Consider the following 20,614-nt stretch of genomic DNA (forward strand, 5'->3'; position numbering starts at 1 on the left):
CACCGTCGGGAGCGGGGTGGGCGGGCTTCACGCGGCTGTTTCGGGCCACCTCCGGGTCTGAGTCCGGCATGTCACGACAAAGGCGGTGCCCGGGTCCGGTCGAGGGGCTAGCCTCTGCTCACTCCACTGCCGGTCACCGTCGATCGGCACGACAGAACGGAAGAGGCCGAATGCCGTACGCCATCGATCTCAGCGGGCGCGTCGCCCTCGTCACCGGGGGAACCAGCGGCATCGGACTCGCGACCGCGAGCAAGCTGGCGACCGCTGGGGCGCGCGTCGTCATCTGCGGGCGTGACCCGGAACGAGGCGCAGCCGCAGCAGCGGAGGTCGGCGAACACGGTCCCGTCAGTTTCCTGCGGGCCGACGTCTCGGACGACGAGCAAGTCCAGGCCCTCATCAGGGCCATCATGGAGGAGCACGGCCGCCTCGACATCGCGGTGAACAACGCCGGCAATGCCGAGTCGGTCGACCGGTCTGCGACAACCAGCCTGGACGTGAGCCCGTCACACTTCGATGCCACCTTCCGCACGTTGATGACGAGCGCGTGGTCGTGCATGCGCCACCAGATCCCGGCCATGCTCGCCGGGGGCGTCGCAGCCGAGGGTGGCGCGTCCCGTCTGCCCGGGGCCGCCGTCGTCAATGTCTCCTCGATGGATGCCGCCCTGCTTGCTGCGGGTAGCGGCAGCTACTCCGCGGCCAAGCTCGGGCTGGAGGCGCTCACCGTGAGCACGGCCAAGGAGTTCGCTGCCAAGGGGGTGCGCATCAACGCCGTTCGCCCCGGCGCGATCCTGACGCCCATGCTCGAGCGCAACCTTGCGGGCAGCAGCCCCGACGAGCGAGCCCGGAACGTGTCGGCATACGAGTCGCTGATCTCCATGCGGCGGCTCGGGCAACCGCAGGAGGTGGCCTCCGTCATCACGTGGCTGTGCTCGGACGACGCGTCGTACGTGACAGGGCAGGTCCTCAACGTGGACGGAGCGATCTCGATGTAGCGAAGTGCCGGCGGCGTGCCCGGTCAGCCGCGCGGGCTGTCCGCGTCAGGTGTCTCACGACGACGCAACGGGGACAGGAAGGTCCACAGCATGGTCGTGGTGGCGCCTGCCGCAGCAATCCACAGGGCCGTGTGGAGCCCGAGGGTGGTGCCGAGGACGCCGCCCGCGAGCGCCCCGAGGGGCTTGACCCCTTGCGTCAGGAAGCCGTTGCAGGCGCTCACGCGACCGAGCAGCTCCGGTGCCACCGCCCTGAAGGTCAGCCCGGCGGCGGTCACGTCGAAGACCATCACGGCGAAACCACCGACGAGCTCGCCGCCGCCGATGACACCCAGCTCGACCCAGCGAGGGCCGGCGGCGAGTGGCAGCGCGAACAGGGCGAAGGAGAAGACCACCGTCGCGGCGACGATGGCGCGACCCGCGCCGATCTTGGCGGCGATCCGAGGAGCCGCGAGGGCGCCGGCAAGGGCGCCGACGCCGCCGGTCATCATCACCGCACCGATCATCCCGGCCGACAGGCCGAGCGTGCGCGTCGCGTACGCCACGAACAGCGCCATCACCAGCATCCCGAAGAGGTTGAGGTTCGCGGCAGAGCCGGCGATGGCCCGCAGCGAGGGGTTGCGCAGCACGGTCGAGAGTCCCTCGCCCAGCTCTGCACCCATCGAGCGGTTCGGGGTGGTCGGCGTGGTGCTGCGCTCGGGCGACCGGAGCGATCGGATGCAGGCTGCGGAGACGAGGAAGGATGCCGCGTCGAGCAGGATGGCCACCGGCGCTGACACCGCCTGCACGAGGAGGCCGCCGAGCCCGGGGCCCACCAGCATGGCCCCGGAGTCTGAGGTCCGGAGGTGCCCGCTCGCCGTCGTGAGGTGGTCGCGCTCGACGACCTGGGGCAGGTGTGACTGGTAGGCCGGACGGAAGATCACGCGGGCGCACCCGACGCCGAGCTCGACGACCACGAGCTGGGTGACGGTGAGAGCGCCCAGCCACCAGGCGATGGGGATGCTCAGCAGGGCGGCGGCCGAGGCGAGATCGGTGGCCACGAGGACCGGCCTGCGCCGGGGCAGGCGGTCGACCCAGACCCCGGCAACGAGGCCGATCGCCAGGTTCGGCAGCGTGGCGGCCGCTGTGAGCAGGCCCATCTGGAACGCCGAGGCGCCGAGCAGGACCGCGGCAGTGAGGGGCAGGGCGAGGACGGTGATCTCGCTGCCGAACGCCGAGATCGAGTAGCCGAGCCAGAGTCTGCGGAAGTCACGCTGCCGCGCGGGTCCGTCAACGCGGGGCGCCTGTGCTGAGGTCATCGTCGTCATGGACGTGAAAGTAGTCTTTCACGTCCATGTTGTAAAGGGTTTCTTTCGGATATGATCAGGGCATGGCCCACCTCCCCTCGACCGAGCAAAGCCCCGTCGTCATCACCGACCCACGAGCGCTTCGGGCGCTGGCTCACGCGGGGCGGGCGAAGATCCTGGAACGCCTCACCATCTACGGCCCGGCCACCGCGACCGAGTGTGCGGAGGAGGTTGGTCTTTCGGCGAGTGCGTGCAGCTATCACCTGCGGCTGCTCCAGCGGTACGGGTTCGTCGACGAGGCGCACGACGAGGAGCGCACCGACGGCAGGGAGCGGTTGTGGAAGGCCGTCGTGACCTCGTGGCGGGTCGAGGGGCTCGACGACACCGACCCGCAGACGATGCAGAGCATCGACATGGCCTTGGCCCGGGTGCTGCTCGCCGGCTCCGACGAGCGCGTCCTCGCTTGGGTCGACCAGTCGGCACAGGACGGGCCGGAGTGGCACGACGCTTCGCTGATCTCCAACAACACCCTCGCCGCGACCGTCGAGGAGGTGAAGCGGCTCCAGGACCAGATCCACGCCCTGCTGCGGCCCTACCAGCTGGGGAACCGTCGACCCCAGGACCTCCCCGAGGGCACGCGCCTGGTCCACGCCGCCGTGCGACTGACTCCGACCACGGGGCCAGCGACCGCATCCGACCGCGACGACTCGACACGCAGGTAGACGTCCGACTCGATGCGTGGTGCCCGGCGACCGGACGGCGGCAGTCGGTCAGGTCCGACGCCCGATGACCCAGTCCCCGAGCGTCCCGTCGACGCGGTCGCGCATGACGAGGGCCCAGACGAGGACCGACGCGGCGAAATCGCCCATCGGGGCCGCCGCGGCCACTCCGTCACGCACCGCGGCGAAGCTCGGACCGTCGGTGGGTCGGCGGAAGCGCAGCCGGGGGGAGTCGAGCACCACCGCGCGCGCAGCGACGGGGAGGTTCTCGCCGGTCGCCGGTCGTGCTGCGGCGACTGACTGGCGCCGACGGGTCGCGCGCCAACGGAGGAGACCGCCGGCGGCCACGCCGACCGCGGCAGCCGCCAGCACGACCGCAGTGCCCAGGGCGAGCTCGGACCCGGAGGCCGGCCAGAGCCTTGTCACCGCAGCCGCCCCCACGGCCAGAGCGAGCGCCGTGGCGAAGGGCCACCCGAGTCGCCACCACGTTGCCTCACGCTTCAGCCGTTCCTGCTCGTAGAACCGGGCCGTCCACTCCCGGACGGCGAAGACCGGGAAGTCGGAGCCGACCTCCACCCGCGGCCCGGACCTCGGCAGCCCCGGCAGCACCGGGTGGGTGCGGCGCGCTGGTCGTTCCTCGCGCATCGAGCGGCCCCTGTCTGGTTTGTCACGTTCTGCGGCTCCAGACTAGCGACGTTCCCCGGACTGGGAGGGGTCGGAGCCGCTCGCGGGCCCCAGGGCGGACCGCAGGCTGCCCCGAGCGGAGTCGACCACGGCTCGCCGCGCCCTGAACTGGTCGGGGCCGCCGTCGGCGGACGCCGCGAGGTCGGCTCCCACCGCCTCCACCAGGGCGCGCAGCAGCTCGCGGACATCCGTGGCGCGGCTGGCACGAGCTGGGTCCGGTGCAGTCGACGTCAGGGTGTGGAAGGTCGCGTCGGTCTCGAGCAGTCGAGGTTGCGCGGCCGCCCAGATCGACTGGGCCTCAGCGGTGCTCGTCCGGGACAGCACCTGTGGGGTGAGCGAGTCCTCGACCCACGACGCCTCCTGCTCCGCAGTGGTGAGCTGCTCGTCCCAGGCGCGGACCTCGGCCTGCGCACGGCGGCGCTGGAGCAGGAACCACGCCAAGGCGCCGAGCACGAAGATCGCGAGCAGCACCCACGGCCACCAGGTCGTGCCGCCGGTGGACTCTGCGGTTGGAGCGGCCTCGGGCGTCGGCGTCGGGGTCTCGGGCGTGGACGGGGTGGCTGTGGCGGTCGCGGTCTGGGTCACGGTCGCCGTCGCCGTCCGGGTCTCAGTCCGGGTCTCAGTCCGGGTCTCCGTCTGCGTCTGGGTCTGCGTCTGGGTCTGCGTCTGGGTCTGGGTCGCCGTCTGGGTCTGGGTCGCTGTCTGCGTCACGGTCTCCGCAGACCGTGTGGGACCGGTGACCGTCGGGAGCGCGAGCGTCGGCGCGGTGCGGGACGGCGCCGTCACCGACGGCAAGGCCGCGCTCGACAGCGTGACGCTGGGCTGTGACGTCGGCAGCGAGACGGACCCGCTCCCGGAGCAGGCCGCCAGGACTGCAAGCAAGAGGAGGGTGGTGACCAAGGCAGCCGCACGTCTCATGCACGATTCTCCGCGCCGAACATCCTTCTAGGGCGTCACCCGCCGAGGGTGAAGTGGGGTGGAGGAGACGGCAGCAACGGGCAGCGCTGCGAGCCGGAACGGCATACGCAATCGATGGGTATGGTGCAAGCACCAACGGCTTCGCAGGAGGACCGCATGAGCCTCGACCGACCGGTCGCCCCCAACCCCTACGACCTGCTGCCGCAGGTGGCGTCGTTTCGCGTGACCAGCGCCGACGTCACCGACGGGGCCCCGCTCAAGGACGACCAGGTGGCCGACGGGGGCAACACCTCGCCGCAGCTGTCGTGGAGTGGCGCCCCTGAGGGCACTCAGAGCTACGTCGTCACGTGCTTCGACCCCGACGCGCCGACACCGTCGGGCTTCTGGCACTGGGTGCTCGTCGACCTGCCTGCCGATGTCACGTCACTCGACACTGGAGCCGCCGCAGACGCCTTGCCCGGCAAGGCTTTCCACGTGCGCAACGACGGAGGCCAGCAGGGGTTCATGGGGGCTGCGCCGCCGAAGGGCGACATGCCGCATCGCTACTTCTTCGTCGTCCACGCCGTGTCCGAGCCCAGCCTCGGCGTCGACGACTCCGCGTCGCCTGCCGTGGTGTCCTTCAACCTCGCGTTCAAGACGTTGGCTCGCGCCGTCATGCACGGCACCTACCAGTACTGAGGCCGTCCACAGCAGGACGTATGCCGGGTCGTAACCAGGCGGCCCGGCCGGGGTCACGCGAAGGTGAAGTGGCCGGAGGTCGGGGCCCATCCGTCGGGAGGGTCCTCGCCGACGCGACCGTCGAGGGCTTCGCGCAGCAGGTCGGCGTGTCCGGTGTGACGGGCGTACTCCTCGACGAAGTCGGAGACGAGCCGCCGCAGGTTTGCGTGCCGACCGTCGGGCATCGAGGCGTGGACGGCCTGGTCGAGACCGTGGTCGACGAGAGCGGCGGCCAGCCGTTCGCGTGATCGCTGGACGGCGCCGTCGTAGAGGTCGTACAGCTCCTCGGGGGAGTCCTGCTCGGCCGACGCGAACTCCCAGTCGTTGCTGCCGTCCCATCCCGTCCCGTCCCACGGTGGCCCGATGGGTTCGCCGCGCATCTGCTGCGTGAACGTGTAGTCCTCGCAGGACGCAAGATGTTTGAGGAGGCCTCCGAGCGTCAGGCTGGAGGCGCCGACGCGCGCTCGCAGGCCTTCGGCGTCGAGGCCGTCTGCCTTCCAGCGGAAGGTGGCTCGCATCCGTTCGAGGGACCCCACGAGCTGCTCGACGTCGCTGCCGGCGATCGGCGGCTCCCACGGGGTCGGGTTGGTCGTCGTCTGCGGTGTGCTCATGGGGCCACGCTAGAAGGGGTTGCGGACGTTCCACGTCCGGTTCTCGGTGCGGAGCGTGAGCCCGCAGAGCCCGCACCGCCGTCGTCTGCGGTGCGGGCTCGTGGTCACCCGAGGGTGAGGGGTGGCAGTTCCTCAGGCGCTCAACAGCTCCGCGGACTCGAGGTGTTCACGCAGCTCGGCGAGCACGCGCCGCAGCAGCCGGCTGACCTGCATGGCGCTCAGGCCCATCGTCTGCGCGATCTCCGCCTGGGTCATGTCGTGGGCGAAGCGCAGCTCGAGGACCTGCTGGTCGCGAGTGGGGAGTCGCTGGAGGACCGTCCGCACGAGGATGCCGTCGTCGAGCCCGGGGTCCGTCTGGTGCTCGGCGCGTGCGTCGACGAGGTCGAGCACCGGTCGGCCGCCCTCCGTGGTCACCGCGTCCAGGGACGCCGGGCGGAGGTTGGTCGAGGCCACCTGCGCCTCCCTGACCTGCTCCAGGGTGAGGTCGAGGGCTGCGGCGAGGTCCGCCTGGGTCGGCTCGTGGCCGAGTGTCTGCTCGAGGTGCGTGCGGGCGTCCGTGACCTGCTGGCGGCGCTCCTGCAGGCCGCGCGGGGGCCGGACGAGCCAGCCGTGGTCACGGAAGTGACGGCGCAGCTCGCCCGTGATGGTGGGCGTGGCGTAGGCACCGAACTCCGTCGGCTGCTCGAGGTCGAAGCGACGGATCGCCTTGAGCAGGGCGAGAAAGGCGACCTGCTCGAGGTCGTCCCTGTCGAGCCCCTTGCCGGCGTAGCGGTGGGCGAGGGAGCGGGCGAGCGGCATGTGCAGCCTGGTCACCGTCTCCAGGGCCGTCGACCTCTCGGTCTCGGAGGTCGAGGTGCGGTGCGTGGTGATGAGCTCGCGGGTCAGAGCGTCCTTGCGGGGTCCGCGGAAGGGGTCGGTCATGGCGTCTCCATCAGAGGGTCGTGACGGCGCTTGCTTGACCGACGTCCTGAACCTTAGACAAAGTCTCAACATTGCACAAGCCCTCGACAATTGGGCGCGCGCGTCCTCACCGACTCCAACTGGCCAGCGAGACCGGCCGGTCGCGCGTCGCGACGCCAGCATCCCCCGGGCCTCCCTGCGTCGGAGCTAGCCTGCTGGGATGAGCGAGAGCGACCATCGCGCCCCGAGGCGGCCGGCCTTCTTCAGTGAGGCGGCGCTCGAGGCGCATGGTCCCGCCTACGACCCCACCGAGCAGATCCACGTCGCCCACGAGACCGCGCTCGCGCTTGTCCATGCCGGGCGCGCCTCCTCGGACCCGGCGGTGACCCGGAAGCTCGTGGCGCTCGTCGACGACATCGGACTCTCGACGCTGGCCGAGCTGTGGTCGCAGCGCCCGGCCCGGTCGCTTCCCGGGGCACTATGGCGCCTCTACGTGCTGCGTGAATGGGTCCAGCGCGCCCCCGCAGACGCAAGCCGGGAGTATGCAGCCGGCATCCGTTTCACCGGTCCCAACCACGTCGTGGCCGGGGCTGCCGAGCCTCCGGGGCCGCAGGAGATGGGGCGGGTCATCGACGAGGTGCTGCGTGGTGTCTTCGAGGGTGACCTGGCCGTGGCCCTCGAGCGCGCGTCGGCCTTCTGCCGTGTCGTGTCGGCGGGGCGCGCCGACATCTCGTCGGGTGACGAGGCTGCCGAGCAGGCCGCCAGCGTTCTCGGCATGGCCGAGGACCTCACCGTCTGCGCGCGGTTGTGGCGTGCGGACGCGCTCGAGTGAACCCACCCCCGTGCCGGGCTGACGGCGGGTGCCAAATCCGGCGTCGCGGGATCTTTGGTGATCCGTTCGGACGCCTTTATCCTTGAGGGCGCGTCGGGTCGCGGTAGCCCCGGGTCCCAAATCAAGCCGCTACGAGCGGCCCTGTGCCGAGAGGCGCTCCCGGCCCGACGCAACCTCGGCACGACGGCATACGACACGTACAGCGCGCTCACATCGTTCGGGGCTTCGCCGCACGGATGACCATCTGGACGCCTAGATTGGACTCATGATGCCCGACGATGAGCGGTCAGGTGACCTGCTCGATGTCGCCCTCGCCGACGAGATCGAGCTGGTGAGCGACCTCGTCGTTGCCGCCTCGTCGAGCCCCCGTCACTTCACACCGGATGAGGTGGACGCGCTGCTCGGCATCTCGGGTGAGCCGGCCTCCACGGCCCGTTCCTTCCACGGTGCGAGTAGGGCCCGGCCTGACTCGGGGGAGTAGCAGCGGGCGAGCTCCCTCGTCGTCACGAGTGGGGTGAACGCCGGATTGATGCTCGGTTGCGTGGGAGTGACCGCGACGCCGTAGCATCGTCCCCGGACCAGCCCTCGATCGACCGGAGCAGCCCCGTGGGTTTTCGCCTCACACCCCAGGACACCAGTTTTTTCGTTCTCTTCACCTCCTCGGCCGAACTCCTTGTCGAGGCGACCCGCGAGCTGACCCGCTTCCTCGAGGTCGAGCCCTCGCAGCGGCAGTCGGTGGCCGACCGGCTCAAGGACCTCGAGCACGCTGCGGACGACGCGACGCACGAGCTCCTCAACAAGGTCAACAGCTCGTTCATCACCCCGTTCGACCGCGAGGACATCCACCACCTGGCTGCCTCCCTCGACGACTGCATGGACTACATCGAGGAGACCGCCGACCTCATCGTGCTCTACCGGATGGGTGAGATCCCCGAGGGCCTCGCCGAGCAGTTCGAGATCCTCGCCCGGATGGCCGAGGTGACCGCCGAGGCCATGCCGCGCCTGCGCTCGATGAAGGACCTCAAGAGCTACTGGATCGAGATCAACCGTCTTGAGAACCAGGCCGACTCGCTCCACCGCAAGATGGTGGCGGCCCTCTTCAACAACGCGCCCGACCCGGTCGACCTGATCAAGGTCAAGGCCATCGTCGACGGCTTCGAGAACGCCGCCGACGCGTTCGAGAAGGTTGCCCACGTCGTCGAGGGCATCGCGGTCAAGGAGTCCTGAGCCGCTGATGGACACGACCATCCCCGTGCTCGGGGTCGTTGCGGTCATCGCACTGGCCATGGGCTTCAACTACACCAACGGTTTCCACGACGCAGCCAACGCGATCGCAACCTCGGTCTCGACGCGGGCCCTGACGCCCCGGGTCGCGCTCGCCATGGCTGCGGTCGCCAACCTCTTCGGTGCCTTCTTCGGCACGAAGGTGGCCCAGACCATCGGGTCCGGCATCATCGAGCAGCCCCAGGGCGTCAACGGCCTGTGGCTCGTCGCCGCCGCCCTCGTCGGCGCCACCGGCTGGAACCTGCTCACGTGGTGGTTCGGCCTGCCGTCGTCCTCCTCCCATGCGCTGATCGGCGGTCTGGCTGGCGCTGCCCTGGTTGCCGGCGTGGCGGTGCAGTGGAGCGTCATCTGGGAGAAGGTCGTCATCCCGATGATCGTCTCTCCGGTCATCGGGCTGGTCGGGGGCTATCTCGTCATGACCGCGATCTTCTGGCTCTTCCGCCGCGCCAACCCGGGCCGCGTCACGCGTGGCTTCCGGCTGGCCCAGACCGCATCTGCTGCGGCGATGGCCTTCGGCCACGGCCTGCAGGATGCAGGCAAGACCGCCGGCGTCGTCCTGCTCGCCCTCAACATCTCGGGCCTTCACGACAGCAACACCGTCCCGATCTGGGTCCTGCTGCTCTCGGCAGTCGTCATCTCCCTCGGCACGTATGCCGGTGGGTGGCGGATCATGCGCACGCTCGGGCGCCGGATCATCCACCTCACGCCGCCGCAGGGCTTCGCAGCCGAGACGACGGCCGCGTCCATCCTCTACGTGGCCGGCCTGGTCTTCGGTGCACCGATCTCGACGACGCACACCATCACGGCATCCATCATGGGAGTCGGTGCGACCAAGCGTCTCTCGGCGGTTCGCTGGGGTGTCGCCGGCAACATCGTCGGAGCCTGGATCCTCACCTTCCCCGGCGCGGGCATCGTCGCCATCGTCGCCTGGTACGCCACGTCGATCTTCCGCTGACCCTCGAGGTAACCCCCCACCAATCGAAAGAGCAGTCCGTCCGGTTCCGCGTGAGGATGCCTCACGCGAGACAGGGACGGACTGCTCTTTCGATTGCTTCTTCGGGGCGGGCCCGGTCAGCCGAAACGGCCGGAGATGTAGTCCTCGGTGGCCCGCTCGGAGGGGTTGTTGAAGATGCGCGTCGTGTCGCCGATCTCCACGAGACGTCCCGGCTCGCCGGTCGCCTTGAGGTTGAAGAAGGCGGTGCGGTCCGAGACCCGCGCTGCCTGCTGCATGTTGTGAGTGACGATGACGATCGTGAACTCGCTCTTGAGCTCGTTGACGAGGTCCTCGATGGCCAGCGTCGAGATCGGGTCGAGGGCCGAGCACGGCTCGTCCATGAGGAGCACCTGCGGCTGGACGGCGATGGCGCGTGCGATGCACAGGCGCTGCTGCTGACCGCCGGAGAGACCCGCACCCGGCTTGTTCAGGCGGTCCTTGACCTCGTTCCAGAGGTTTGCGCCGTGCAACGACTGCTCGACGATGCCGTCGAGCGTCTTCTTGTTCTTCACGCCGTTGAGGCGCAGGCCCGCTGCGACGTTGTCGTAGATCGACATGGTCGGGAACGGGTTGGGCCGCTGGAAGACCATGCCGACGGTGCGGCGCACGGTGACGGGGTCCATCGAGCTGTCGTAGAGGTCCTGGTCGTCGAGCATGACCTTGCCCTCGACGCGTCCGCCGGGGATCACCTCGTGCATGCGGTTGAGGGTGCGCAGGAAGGTCGACTTGCCGCAGCCGGAAGGGCCGATGAAGGCCGTGACGGAACGGGGCTCGACGGTCATCGAGACACCCTCGACGGCCTTGAAGGAGCCGTAGTAGACGTTGAGGTCGGTGACGTCGATTCGCTTTGCCATCGTGAAGTTCGCTTTCTCTTACTTCTTGATCGAGCCGAAGTGCGCGATGACTCGGCCGATGAGGTTGAGCAGCAGGACGAGGAGGATCAGGGTGAGGGCAGCGCCCCACATGCGCTCGGCGGCGGTGGCCAGGGCGTAGTCGCCGCGGTCCTGGTTGATCATCATGGGCAGCGTCGGGAAGTTGCCGTTGAAGAGGTCGCGCTGGAAGTTCTTCGTGTAGGGCGCGAGGATCAGCAGCGGCGCCGTCTCACCCATGACTCGGGCGACGCCGAGCAGCACCCCGGTGATGATGCCGGAGAAGGCGGTGCGCAGCACGATCTTGACGACCGTGACCCACTTGGCCACACCGAGGGCGTATGCCGCCTCGCGCAGCTCGTTCGGCACGAGCTTGAGCATCTCCTCGGTCGAGCGCACGATGACCGGGATCATGAGCAGCACGAGCGCGAGCGACGCGGCGAAGCCGGACCGGCTGATGCCGAAGGTCGTCACCCAGACCGCGTAGATGAACAGGGCCGCGACGATCGACGGGATGCCGGAGAGGATGTCGACGGTGAAGCTGATGACCCGCGCCAGGGCGCCGCGACCGTACTCGACGAGGTAGACCGCGGTCAGGATGCCGATCGGCACCGCGATGAGGGCGGTGACGCCGACCATCTGGAGCGTGCCCTCGATGGCGTGCCGGGCACCGCCACCGGCGTCGTCGGAGTTGATGTTGCGCTGGTTGCCCGTCCACCACGTCGACGAGGCGAGCATGTGGGCGCCCTTGGCGATCACGGTCCAGAGGATCCACACGAGGGGGACCACGGCGATGACGAAGGCGCCCCACATGACGATCCGGGCGACGACGTCCTTGACCGCGCGGGCCCGGTGGGGGTGGCGCATCTGGGCCAGTGCATCCCGCCCGGGGCGGCCGCCCGGGGGCGAGGCTGCGTCGTCGACGGTGGCGTCGTCGGGGACGCGGCGGTCCGTGGCGGTGCTCATTCGGTGAAGGCCTTCCTGCGCTCGATGACGACGCGGGCGATGCTGTTGACGATGAACGTCAGCACGAAGAGCACGAGCCCGGCCGCGATGTAGGCCCCGGTCTTGTTCGGGTTGCTGAACTCGGCTGCGTTGTTCGCGATCTTCGAGGCGAACGTCTCGCCGCCGTTGAAGAGCGACCACGTCCAGCTGGTGCCGTCGGCGAGCGCGGAGACGAGGAAGGTCACAGCGATCGTCTCGCCGAGCGCGCGGCCGAGGGCCAGCATCGCGGCGGAGATGACGCCGGGGCGGCCGAAGGGCAGCACTGCCGTGCGGATCATCTCCCACTGCGTGGCACCGAGGGCGAGGGCGCCCTCCTTGTGGGCCGTCGGGGTCTGGGCGAAGACCTCGCGCGAGAGAGCCGTGACGATGGGCAGGACCATGATCGACAGCACGATGCCGATGAAGAAGATCGTGCCGCCGGAGATGCCCGTGGGGGCGAAGAGCGGGAACCAGCCGAGCGCACCCTCGATCCCGTCCTGCACCGGCTTCCACACCGGAAAGAAGACGACGAGGCCCCAGAGGCCGTAGACGATCGAGGGCACCGCGGCGAGGAGGTCGACGAGCGTGGCGGCCGGCCCGCGCAACCAGGTCGGGGCGTACTGCGTCAGGAACAGCGCCACGCCGACGCCGACGGGCACTGCGAGGAGCATCGCGACCGTCGAGGCGGCGACGGTCGTCCAGAGGAACTCGAGGATGCCGAAGGCGGGCTGATCGCCTCCGGGGGACCAGACCCGGCTCGTGAAGAAGTTCACCGAGTTGTCCATCAGGGCCGGGACGGCCTGGACCACGAGGAAGGCCCCGATGAGGGTGACGATGCCGATGACGATGACCCCGGACACCGTCGCGGCGCCCCCGAAGATCCGGTCGCCGAGGCGACCCGTGGAGGCCCGGTCGCCCTGCAGCGGCCTTTGCCCGTCCGGCCCGGGAGTCTGGTCCGCGGCTGACACGCCCGTCACTGTGGACACGTGGAGGCCCCTTCCTTCGGTTGCGTGGTACTGGCGCAGGGGCGGCCGCCGAGAGTGGCGCCCGCCCCTGCGTTGTCGACCTGGCCTGATCGCTCCGACCGGGTCATGGGGAGCTTCAGGAGATCGCGTCGACCGCGGCCTGGACCTTGGTCGCGACCTCGGTCGGAAGCGGGGCGTAGCCCTTGGACTCGAGGCCCTTCTGGACGTCGTCCGAGGCGAAGGTCTTGAGGAAGCTCTTGACCTTCTTGCCCGTCGCGGCGTCGGCGTACTTCGAGCAGACGACCTCGTACGTCACGAGGACGATCGGGTAGGCCCCGGCCTCCTTCGTGGCGTAGTCGATCTTGAGCGCGAGGTCGTTGCCCGTGCCGGTCTGCTTGGCCGTGGCGATGGTCTTGCCCGCCGAGGCGGCGGTCAGCTCGACCGGGCCGGACCCGGTGTCGATCTGCGCCATCGGGAGCTGGTTCTGCTGGGCGTAGGAGAGCTCGACGTACGTGATGCCGCCGTCCTGCCCCTTCGTCGCGGTGGCGACACCAGCCGACTTCTCCTTGCCCTCACCCTTGCCGGTCCACTTCTTGCCGGTCTCGTAGGACCAGGCGTCGGGGGCCGCGGCCTTGAGGTACTTCGTGAAGTTCTCGGTCGTGCCCGACTCGTCGGAGCGGAAGAAGACCTTGATCGGCGTGGCGGGGAGCGTGACGCCCTTGTTGAGCGCCGCGATGGCGGGGTCGTTCCAGGTGGTGATCTTGCCGTCGAAGATCTTGGCCGCGACCTCGGCGTTGAGCACGAGCTTGTCGACGCCCTTGACGTTGTAGGCGATCGCGATGGGGCCCGTGACCATGGGCAGGTTCCAGGCGTCGGAGCCGCACGAGGCCTTGGCGTCCTGGGCCTCGACCTTCCCGTCCTTGGGCGTCGTCTTGAGCGACGAGTCGGAGCCGGCGAAGTCAACCTGCTTGGCGATGAACTGCTTGATGCCGGCGCCCGAACCCGTGGGCTGGTAGTCGATGTTGGCGTCGGCGCACTTCGACTGGTACGCCTTGATCGCCTCGTCGATGGCGTTCTTCTGGGCCGAGGAGCCCTCGGCCTTGAGGTCGCCGGTGAAGCAGTCGCCGGCGGCCGTCGAGCCCGCCGCGGTGGAGCCCGCGCCGGGCGCTGCGCCGTTGTTCTCGGACGCGCAGGCCGAGAGCGCGAGAGCGCCGGACAGGGCGATGGCGCCGAGCGCGCTGATACGCGAAACAGACACGAGTGTGATCCCTCTCGATGGGGTGTTCTTGGGTTGTGGGACGGGTCCGGGCAGCGCTGCACGGACGTGGATCCACCGCGAACATAGGCGCGCAGGATGACCGTTCATCCATCTGCGGTTAACGCCGGGTGAACGGAGGACGACGTCTTGGGGCGAGGCGCATCCTCGAGGTGCGCGATGCCGCCCGCAGGCCCACGATGAAGGGTTTCGGACGACACCCCGGAAGGTGCTCAGGACCGTCCGGACGTCAGGTGTCGATGCGCTCGACGTCGACGACGCGCGCGTCCTCGCCCCGACCGACGAGGTGGCAGACGAGCACCTCTCCCTTGGCCATGGACTCGTCCGCGGCAGCGCGCAGGTGCTCGGCCACGAGCCCGCCGCGCTCGGGGGAGTGCGCGACGCGGGTGTGCAGGATCCCGAGGAGGGTCGGGAGCACCGGGCCGTGGCTGCACACGGCGGCGGGGTGGCCGCGCTCGAGCAGGCGCCGCACCTGGGCGACGGCCCCCTCCTGGCTCTCGGCGAAGCCCTCCTCCGAGAGCGCGTCGCGGGTGCGCAGGCGCAGTCCGCGCGCGGCGGCATACGGCTCGACGGTGGCCACGCAGCGGGTCGACGACGAGGAGACGAGGCGCTTCACGCCGTAGGCGCCGAGCACCGCCGAGACGGCGGTCGACTGGGCCCGGCCGAAGGCATCCAGCGGTCGCCGCCGGTCGTCGCCGCTCCACTTGCCGCGCGGGATCGCCTTGGCGTGGCGGACGAACGCGATGGGCCATGTGCGCAGCTCGTCGCTGCGGTCGGCCCGGACGAGCGCGAGCAGCTGCTCACGGTCCCGGGCGTAGTCGAGGCGGTCGTGTGCCGTGCGGACGTCCACCCAGGCGACCTCGTCGATCTCGTGCTCGAGCGTCCCGGTGCCGCCGGTCACGCGGGCCGACCAGTAGTGCACCTGCTTGGTGGCCGGACCTCCGGTCGCGTCGAGCACGGGATACTCCGCCGACGGGAGCGGCAGCCCGAGGCGCACGACGAGCCCGGTCTCCTCGAGGGTCTCGCGCGCCGCGGCCACGCAGGCGTGCTCGCCGGGGTCGAGCTTGCCCTTGGCCCAGGACCAGTCGTCGTACTTCGGCCGGTGCACGAGGGCAACCTCCAGGCGTCCGTCGCGACGGCGCCAGGGCAGCGTGCCGGCGGCAGGGATCACTGAGGCCACGCGTGCCAGTCTGCCCGATGCCGGCGTCGTCGGCGCAGCGACGGTCGCAACCTGGACGTATGCCGACCTGCCGTCAGCGCCGCCGCGCCTTGCGGCGCCGCCTGTCGTGGCGCTCGATGAGCTTCTCCTGCAGGTCGTCCAGCGGTTCGCCGGAGTCGGACAGGTGGTGGCGCACCCAGCGGCCGTCCGAGCCGAGGTCCCAGCGCGACGTGGTCTCCGCGAAGGCGAGGTCGATGAGGTCCGCGAGCTCGACGAGGTGGCTGGGCTCGGCGATGCTCACGAGCGCCTCGACCCGACGGTCGAGGTTGCGGTGCATCATGTCGGCGCTGCCGATGTAGACCTGCGGTTCGCCGCCGTGGTCGAACCAGAACACCCGGGAGTGCTCGAGGAAGCGTCCGAGGATGGAGCGGACCCGGATGTTCTCGGAGAGGCCGTCGACGCCGGGTCGGAGCGCGCAGATGCCGCGCACCCAGATGTCGACGCGGACGCCGGCGATGCTGGCCCGGTAGAGCGCGTCGATGAGCGCCTCGTCGACGATCGAGTTGGCCTTGATGACGATGCGTCCGGACGGAGCCCCCTCGCGGCGCGAGGCGTGGAGGTCGATCTCCTCGTCGATGAGGTCGATCAGGCCCGACCGCACGGATCGCGGTGCGACGAGGAGCCGCTTGAACTTGCTGCGCGGCGCGAATCCCGAGAGGAGGTTGAAGAGCCGCGACAGGTCCTCGCCGACCTGCGGGTCGGTCGTGAAGAGGCCGAAGTCCTCGTAGACGCGGGCCGTCTTCGGGTTGTAGTTGCCGGTGCCGATGTGGCAGTAGCGCACGAGGCCCTCGGACTCCTGGCGCACGACGAGGCACAGCTTGGCGTGGGTCTTGAGGCCGACGACGCCGTAGACGACGTGGACGCCCGCCTCCTCCAGCTGTCGGGCCCACGAGATGTTGTTGACCTCGTCGAAGCGCGCCTTGATCTCGACGACGGCGAGCACCTGCTTGCCGGCCTCGGCGGCGTCGATGAGGGCGTCGATGATCGGCGAGTCGCCCGAGGTCCGGTAGAGCGTCTGCTTGATCGCGAGAACCTTCGGGTCGGTGGCTGCCTGCTCGATGAAGGCCTGCACCGACGTCGAGAACGAGTTGTACGGGTGCTGGACGAGGACGTCCTTCTGACGCACTGCCGTGAGCAGGTCGATGGCCTTGGCGCTCTCGGTCGGGGCGAAGTCCGGGTGGGTGCGAGGGAAGAACTTCGGGAACTCGAGGTCGCTGCGGTCGACGTCGGCGACGGTGAAGAGGCCACGCAGGTCGAGCGGGGTGGGCAGCCGGTAGATCTCGCGGTCGCTGATCTGCAGCTCGCGGGCCAGCATGTCGAGCACCTTGGGGTCGATGTCCTCCTCGACCTCGAGCCGGATCGGCGGGCCGAAACGGCGCCGGGTCAGCTCCTTCTCCAGGGCGGTGAGGAGGTTCTCGGCGTCGTCCTCCTCGACCTCGAGGTCCTCGTTGCGCGTGACGCGGAAGGAGAAGTGCTCCTGCACGAGCATCCCGGGGAAGAGCTGGTCGAGGTGGCTCGCGATGACGTCCTCGAGCGGGACGAAGCGCTTGCGCTCGACCTCGGCGTCGACGTCCTCCTCGACGAGGATGAAGCGGGGGAGGCTGGGCGGGACCTTGACCCGGGCGAAGTGCTCGGTGCCCGTCTTCGGGTTCTGCAGCAGCACGGCGAGGTTGAGCGACAGGCCGGAGATGTAGGGGAAGGGGTGGGCGGGGTCGACCGCGAGCGGGGTGAGCACCGGGAAGACACGGTCGGCGAAGAAGTAGTGGAGCGGGTCCCGGTCGTCCTCGTCGAGGTCGTCCCAGCGCACGAGGCTGATGCCCTCGTCCTCGAGCGTCGGACGCACGTCGTGCTGGAAGACGCTGGCGTGCTGCTGCATCAGCTCGTGCGCGAGGCGGGCGATGCGCTCGATCAGCTCGCGAGGCTCCAGCCCGGCCGCGGTGCGGACCGCCAGGCCGGTTGCGATGCGCCGTTTGAGCCCGGCAACCCGGACCATGAAGTACTCGTCGAGGTTGTTGGCGAAGATGGCGAGGAAGCGGGTGCGCTCGAGGAGCGGCACGGCCGGATCCATCGCGAGCTGGAGCACCCGCTCGTTGAACTGCAGCCACGACAGCTCGCGCTCGAGGTAGCGGTCAGCGGGGAGCTCGTCCTCGTCCTCCTGCCCACCGGCGCCGACGAAGCGCCCGTTGGGTGCCCGCGCGGGCGTGCGCCGGGTCGGGACGGTGCTGGTGAACGAGCTGACCTCTGCCGCCTCGCTCGTCGGCTCCTCGGCTGCGGCGTCACGGGCTTCCGCCGCCTGGGTGTTCTGCTGGTCGAGGTCGGGGGTGGTGAGGCTGCCGGTGCTCATGCGTCCATCGTGGCACCGAACGGTGATCCGAGGGTGAACTCGTCTCAGCCGGGGGCGGGCGAAGCGGTGCGGTCGACCGCTTCCGCCCGGGCGTACTGCCGGTGCACCTCGATGTCGACGAACCCGAGGGCGGCATAGGTGCGCACGGCGGCGACGTTGTCCTCGTCCACGTAGAGCACGACCCGGTGGAGACCGAGGGAGCGCAGGTGGTCCAGGCCCAGCACGGTGACGGCCCGGCCGAGGCCCTGCCCCTGCCGGTCGGGAGAGACCGCGACGACGTAGACCTCGCCGACGTCCCCACCCGGGGGGTCGACCTTGGTCCAGTGCGAGGCTGCGAGCACGTCGGGCGCGTCCGCCTCGACGACGAGGATGAGTCCGGCCGGGTCCCACCACGGCTCGGCCATGCGCTGGTCGAGGTCGGCCCGGCGCAGCGACCCCTGCTCCGGGTGGTGCGCGAACGCCGCGGCGTTGAGGGCCAGCCACGCGTCCTCGTCACGTCCGGGCTCGAAGGAGCGGACGGCATACCTCCCATCGAGCGAAGCGGGCGGCCACGCGAGCCCGTCCTGCAGGGCGCGACCCATGACGTGCAGGGAGCGCACGGCCACGAGGCCGTTGGCGCTGGCGAAGGCGGCAGCCGCGTCCGCTGCCCCTCCCGTCGCGTGGCTCCAGACGCGTATGCCGTCAGGCAGGCTCGCGAGCAGCGCGGTGCCCACGCCGGACCGCCGGGCCGCGGGCGCCACGACGAGCTCCCCGGAGGGCGGTCCGTCGCCGGTGCGCGACTGCGCGTAGCCGACGAGCAGACCCTCGGCGTCCGTCGCGAGCAGGTGGTCGACGCCCGCGTGCTGGCGGGACTGCACGGAGAGCCGGAACTGCTCCGACAGCGCCTGCGAGCCGTCGACCGACGCGGCCTCCTCGGCGAGGGCGAGCACGGCAGCGGACTCGTCGGCGGTGAGCTGGTTCGTCGCGTCGCGCAGGGCGACCGTCGGGCGCGGCATACCGCGATTCCACCACAGCGACGCCCGGGGGTCTCCCGCCTGTCGCCCTTCCCGGCTAAGGTCCGGTCAGGGCTCGGGGGCCCTGCACCGCAACTCACAACATCGCTACTCGGCAAGCCCCTCCGGCGACCCTCCGGGCACTAGCCTCCGTGGGTGCCGATGGGCACGCGACTCACACCGCTGAACAAGGGGAGACACATGTCCCGTACCACCCGCCGCATCACGGGCGTCGCCGTCGCAGGGATCTGCGCCGCGGCCCTCGCGGCACCGGCCCTCGCGGCACCCACCGCCGGGCCCGACACCGGCAAGGCGCCCGGCAAGACGCAGTTCCCGATCCAGATCCTGTCGTTCAACGACTTCCACGGGAACCTCGAGCCCCCGTCGGGTTCGAGCGGCCGCACCCTGACGAAGGCCGGCAACGTCGACACCGGCGGCGTCGAGTACCTCGCGACGCACCTCAAGCAGGCCCGCGCGGGCCACCCCAACACCGTGACGGTGGCCGCGGGTGACATGGTCGGGGCCTCCCCGCTGCTGTCCGCGGCCTTCCACGACGAGCCGACGGTAGAGGCGCTCAACAACCTCGGGCTCGAGGCCACGTCCGTCGGCAACCACGAGTTCGACGAGGGCTACAAGGAGCTCCAGCGCCTCCAGACCGGCGGCTGCATCGACGACGGCGCCGGCGCCAACAACCAGAACTCCTGCCCCGAGGGCACCTTCGCCGGCGCCAAGTTCCGGTACCTCGCGGCCAACGTCGTCGAGAAGGCCACGGGCAAGACGATCCTGCCGCCTTACTGGGTCAAGAACTTCAATGGCGCCAAGATCGGCTTCATCGGCATGACGCTCAAGGACACGCCGTCCATCGTGACGGCATCCGGCGTTGCCGGCCTCCAGTTCAACGACGAGGTCAAGACCGCCAACGCACTCGTGCCGGTCCTCAAGGCCCAAGGCGTCAACGCCGTCGTCGTGCTCATCCACCAGGGCGGCACCCCGCCGGCCGGCACGCCGTACGACTACGCCTGCAAGGGCGGCGGCTCGCTGTCGGCCGACTCGCCGATCATCCCGATCGTCAAGAACCTCGACCCGGCGATCGACATGGTCATCTCAGGCCACACCCACCAGCCGTACGTCTGCGCGATCCCCGACTCCAACGGCGTCCCGCGCCTGGTCACGTCCGCCTCCTCGTTCGGGCGGCTCTACAACGACACCGAGGTGACCTACGACCGTCGCACGTCCGACATCGTCCGACCCACCGAGGCCGACTCCGTCAACAACCTCGTGACGCGCACCGTGGCCGCGGACAAGACCGAGACGGACCTCATCATGAAGTACAAGGGGCTCGTCGAGGCGATCGCCAGCAAGGTCATCGGCACCATCTCGACTGACATCGTCAGGACGCAGAGTGGCGCGGGTGAGTCCCCGCTCGGTGACCTCATCGCCGACGCACAACTGGCCGACCCGTCGGTCGTCACTGGTGGACAGACCCCGGTCGCGGCGTTCATGAACCCCGGCGGCATTCGGGCCGACCTCACCTACTCGAGCTCGAAGTACGGCGAGGCGCCGGGGGCCGTCACCTACGAGGAGGCGTTCAACGTCCAGCCGTTCAACAACTACCTCGTGTCGATGAATCTCACGGGTCAGCAGATCTACGACGTCCTCAACCAGCAGCGGACGGGAGCCAACGCCGGTTCGCAGGCCAAGACGCTCCAGGTGAACAAGGGCTTCACCTACACCTGGAGCACGGCGACGCAGAAGGTCGTCGACGGCACCGTCGCGATCAACGGCAAGCCGGTCGACAAGGCCGCGTCGTACCGCATCGTCACGAACAACTTCCTCTCCGACGGCGGCGACAACTTCCCTGCTTTCCAGGGTGGCACCGGGAAGTACTTCGGTGGGCTCGACATCGACGCCTTCGCGAACTACCTCGCCAAGCCGGCGAACGCGAACTACTCGCCCGCACCGCTCGACCGCATCAGCGTGCAGTGACCCTGTCGCGATGACGAAGCGGCCCGGCTCCCCACGGAGCCGGGC

General features: G+C 69.8%; 20 protein-coding genes. 8 read left to right on the forward strand and 12 right to left on the reverse strand.

Features of this window, described 5'->3' with window-relative positions; all coding sequences use genetic code 11:
- Nucleotides 1–170: 170 nt before the first annotated feature.
- On the forward strand, nt 171–992 hold the full coding sequence (locus tag AC1DIW_RS00105) for an SDR family NAD(P)-dependent oxidoreductase (protein ID WP_478106039.1): 822 nt from the start codon (nt 171–173) through the stop codon (nt 990–992).
- Between the two features lie 23 nt (nt 993–1,015).
- Here AC1DIW_RS00105 and AC1DIW_RS00110 read toward each other — a convergent pair whose 3' ends face one another.
- Nucleotides 1,016–2,296, reverse strand: a complete 1,281-nt coding sequence (locus AC1DIW_RS00110) for an MFS transporter (protein WP_478106040.1) — start codon at nt 2,294–2,296, stop codon at nt 1,016–1,018.
- A 62-nt stretch (nt 2,297–2,358) separates the two neighbouring features.
- Here AC1DIW_RS00110 and AC1DIW_RS00115 point away from each other — a divergent pair, with 62 nt between their 5' ends.
- Complete coding sequence (locus AC1DIW_RS00115; protein WP_478106041.1) at nt 2,359–2,997, forward strand: helix-turn-helix domain-containing protein; 639 nt, start codon at nt 2,359–2,361, stop codon at nt 2,995–2,997.
- A 48-nt stretch (nt 2,998–3,045) separates the two neighbouring features.
- On the opposite strand, the gene AC1DIW_RS00120 is transcribed toward AC1DIW_RS00115, so the two are convergent.
- Both AC1DIW_RS00120 and AC1DIW_RS00125 read right to left on the reverse strand, forming a co-directional pair.
- Nucleotides 3,046–3,639: a hypothetical protein gene (locus tag AC1DIW_RS00120; RefSeq protein ID WP_478106042.1), complete on the reverse strand. Its 594-nt coding sequence runs from the start codon at nt 3,637–3,639 to the stop codon at nt 3,046–3,048.
- Between the two features lie 42 nt (nt 3,640–3,681).
- Nucleotides 3,682–4,596 (reverse strand): hypothetical protein, encoded by a 915-nt coding sequence (locus AC1DIW_RS00125; protein ID WP_478106043.1) that lies wholly within the window; start codon nt 4,594–4,596, stop codon nt 3,682–3,684.
- Nucleotides 4,597–4,752: 156 nt separating this feature from the next.
- Here AC1DIW_RS00125 and AC1DIW_RS00130 point away from each other — a divergent pair, with 156 nt between their 5' ends.
- Nucleotides 4,753–5,274 (forward strand): YbhB/YbcL family Raf kinase inhibitor-like protein, encoded by a 522-nt coding sequence (locus AC1DIW_RS00130; RefSeq protein WP_442280447.1) that lies wholly within the window; start codon nt 4,753–4,755, stop codon nt 5,272–5,274.
- Nucleotides 5,275–5,327: 53 nt separating this feature from the next.
- Here the strand turns inward: AC1DIW_RS00130 and AC1DIW_RS00135 are convergent, their stop codons facing one another.
- Together AC1DIW_RS00135 and AC1DIW_RS00140 are read right to left on the reverse strand one after the other, a co-directional pair.
- Nucleotides 5,328–5,924 carry a mycothiol transferase gene (locus AC1DIW_RS00135; RefSeq protein WP_478106044.1) on the reverse strand — a complete coding sequence of 199 codons (597 nt, stop codon included), beginning with the start codon at nt 5,922–5,924 and terminating at the stop codon, nt 5,328–5,330.
- Between the two features lie 132 nt (nt 5,925–6,056).
- Entirely contained in the window at nt 6,057–6,845 is a 789-nt protein-coding gene (locus AC1DIW_RS00140; protein WP_442280449.1) for a sigma-70 family RNA polymerase sigma factor, read from the reverse strand.
- Between the two features lie 199 nt (nt 6,846–7,044).
- Here AC1DIW_RS00140 and AC1DIW_RS00145 point away from each other — a divergent pair, with 199 nt between their 5' ends.
- From AC1DIW_RS00145 to AC1DIW_RS00160, 4 genes are all read left to right on the forward strand, one after another.
- Nucleotides 7,045–7,656, forward strand: a complete 612-nt coding sequence (locus AC1DIW_RS00145; protein WP_442280450.1) for a hypothetical protein — start codon at nt 7,045–7,047, stop codon at nt 7,654–7,656.
- Nucleotides 7,657–7,921: 265 nt separating this feature from the next.
- Nucleotides 7,922–8,137, forward strand: a complete 216-nt coding sequence (locus AC1DIW_RS00150) for a hypothetical protein (protein ID WP_478106045.1) — start codon at nt 7,922–7,924, stop codon at nt 8,135–8,137.
- 125 nt (nt 8,138–8,262) lie between these two features.
- On the forward strand, nt 8,263–8,883 hold the full coding sequence (locus AC1DIW_RS00155; RefSeq protein ID WP_442280452.1) for a DUF47 domain-containing protein: 621 nt from the start codon (nt 8,263–8,265) through the stop codon (nt 8,881–8,883).
- 7 nt (nt 8,884–8,890) lie between these two features.
- Nucleotides 8,891–9,895: an inorganic phosphate transporter gene (locus AC1DIW_RS00160; protein WP_478106046.1), complete on the forward strand. Its 1,005-nt coding sequence runs from the start codon at nt 8,891–8,893 to the stop codon at nt 9,893–9,895.
- Between the two features lie 116 nt (nt 9,896–10,011).
- On the opposite strand, the gene pstB is transcribed toward AC1DIW_RS00160, so the two are convergent.
- The 7 genes from pstB to mshD form a co-directional block, all read right to left on the reverse strand.
- Entirely contained in the window at nt 10,012–10,788 is a 777-nt protein-coding gene (gene pstB / locus AC1DIW_RS00165; RefSeq protein WP_442280454.1) for a phosphate ABC transporter ATP-binding protein PstB, read from the reverse strand.
- A gap of 18 nt (nt 10,789–10,806) precedes the next feature.
- Nucleotides 10,807–11,769 (reverse strand): phosphate ABC transporter permease PstA, encoded by a 963-nt coding sequence (pstA, locus tag AC1DIW_RS00170; protein WP_442280455.1) that lies wholly within the window; start codon nt 11,767–11,769, stop codon nt 10,807–10,809.
- The gene (gene pstC, locus AC1DIW_RS00175; RefSeq protein ID WP_442280456.1) at nt 11,766–12,773 is read right to left on the reverse strand and encodes a phosphate ABC transporter permease subunit PstC; all 1,008 of its coding nucleotides are present in this window, start codon (nt 12,771–12,773) and stop codon (nt 11,766–11,768) included. Before pstC ends, pstA begins: the two co-directional genes overlap by 4 nt.
- Nucleotides 12,774–12,888: 115 nt before the next feature.
- On the reverse strand, nt 12,889–14,010 hold the full coding sequence (gene pstS, locus AC1DIW_RS00180; protein ID WP_478106047.1) for a phosphate ABC transporter substrate-binding protein PstS: 1,122 nt from the start codon (nt 14,008–14,010) through the stop codon (nt 12,889–12,891).
- Nucleotides 14,011–14,257: 247 nt separating this feature from the next.
- Nucleotides 14,258–15,208, reverse strand: a complete 951-nt coding sequence (locus AC1DIW_RS00185) for an NUDIX hydrolase (RefSeq protein WP_478106048.1) — start codon at nt 15,206–15,208, stop codon at nt 14,258–14,260.
- A gap of 73 nt (nt 15,209–15,281) precedes the next feature.
- Nucleotides 15,282–17,591 carry an RNA degradosome polyphosphate kinase gene (locus tag AC1DIW_RS00190; RefSeq protein WP_442280459.1) on the reverse strand — a complete coding sequence of 770 codons (2,310 nt, stop codon included), beginning with the start codon at nt 17,589–17,591 and terminating at the stop codon, nt 15,282–15,284.
- Between the two features lie 44 nt (nt 17,592–17,635).
- Complete coding sequence (gene mshD / locus AC1DIW_RS00195; protein WP_478106049.1) at nt 17,636–18,586, reverse strand: mycothiol synthase; 951 nt, start codon at nt 18,584–18,586, stop codon at nt 17,636–17,638.
- Nucleotides 18,587–18,784: 198 nt separating this feature from the next.
- Between mshD and AC1DIW_RS00200 the strand changes: the two genes are divergently transcribed.
- Entirely contained in the window at nt 18,785–20,569 is a 1,785-nt protein-coding gene (locus AC1DIW_RS00200) for a bifunctional metallophosphatase/5'-nucleotidase (protein WP_478106050.1), read from the forward strand.
- Nucleotides 20,570–20,614: the final 45 nt, after the last annotated feature.

The organism is Terrabacter sp. 01T434 (assembly GCF_056398545.1).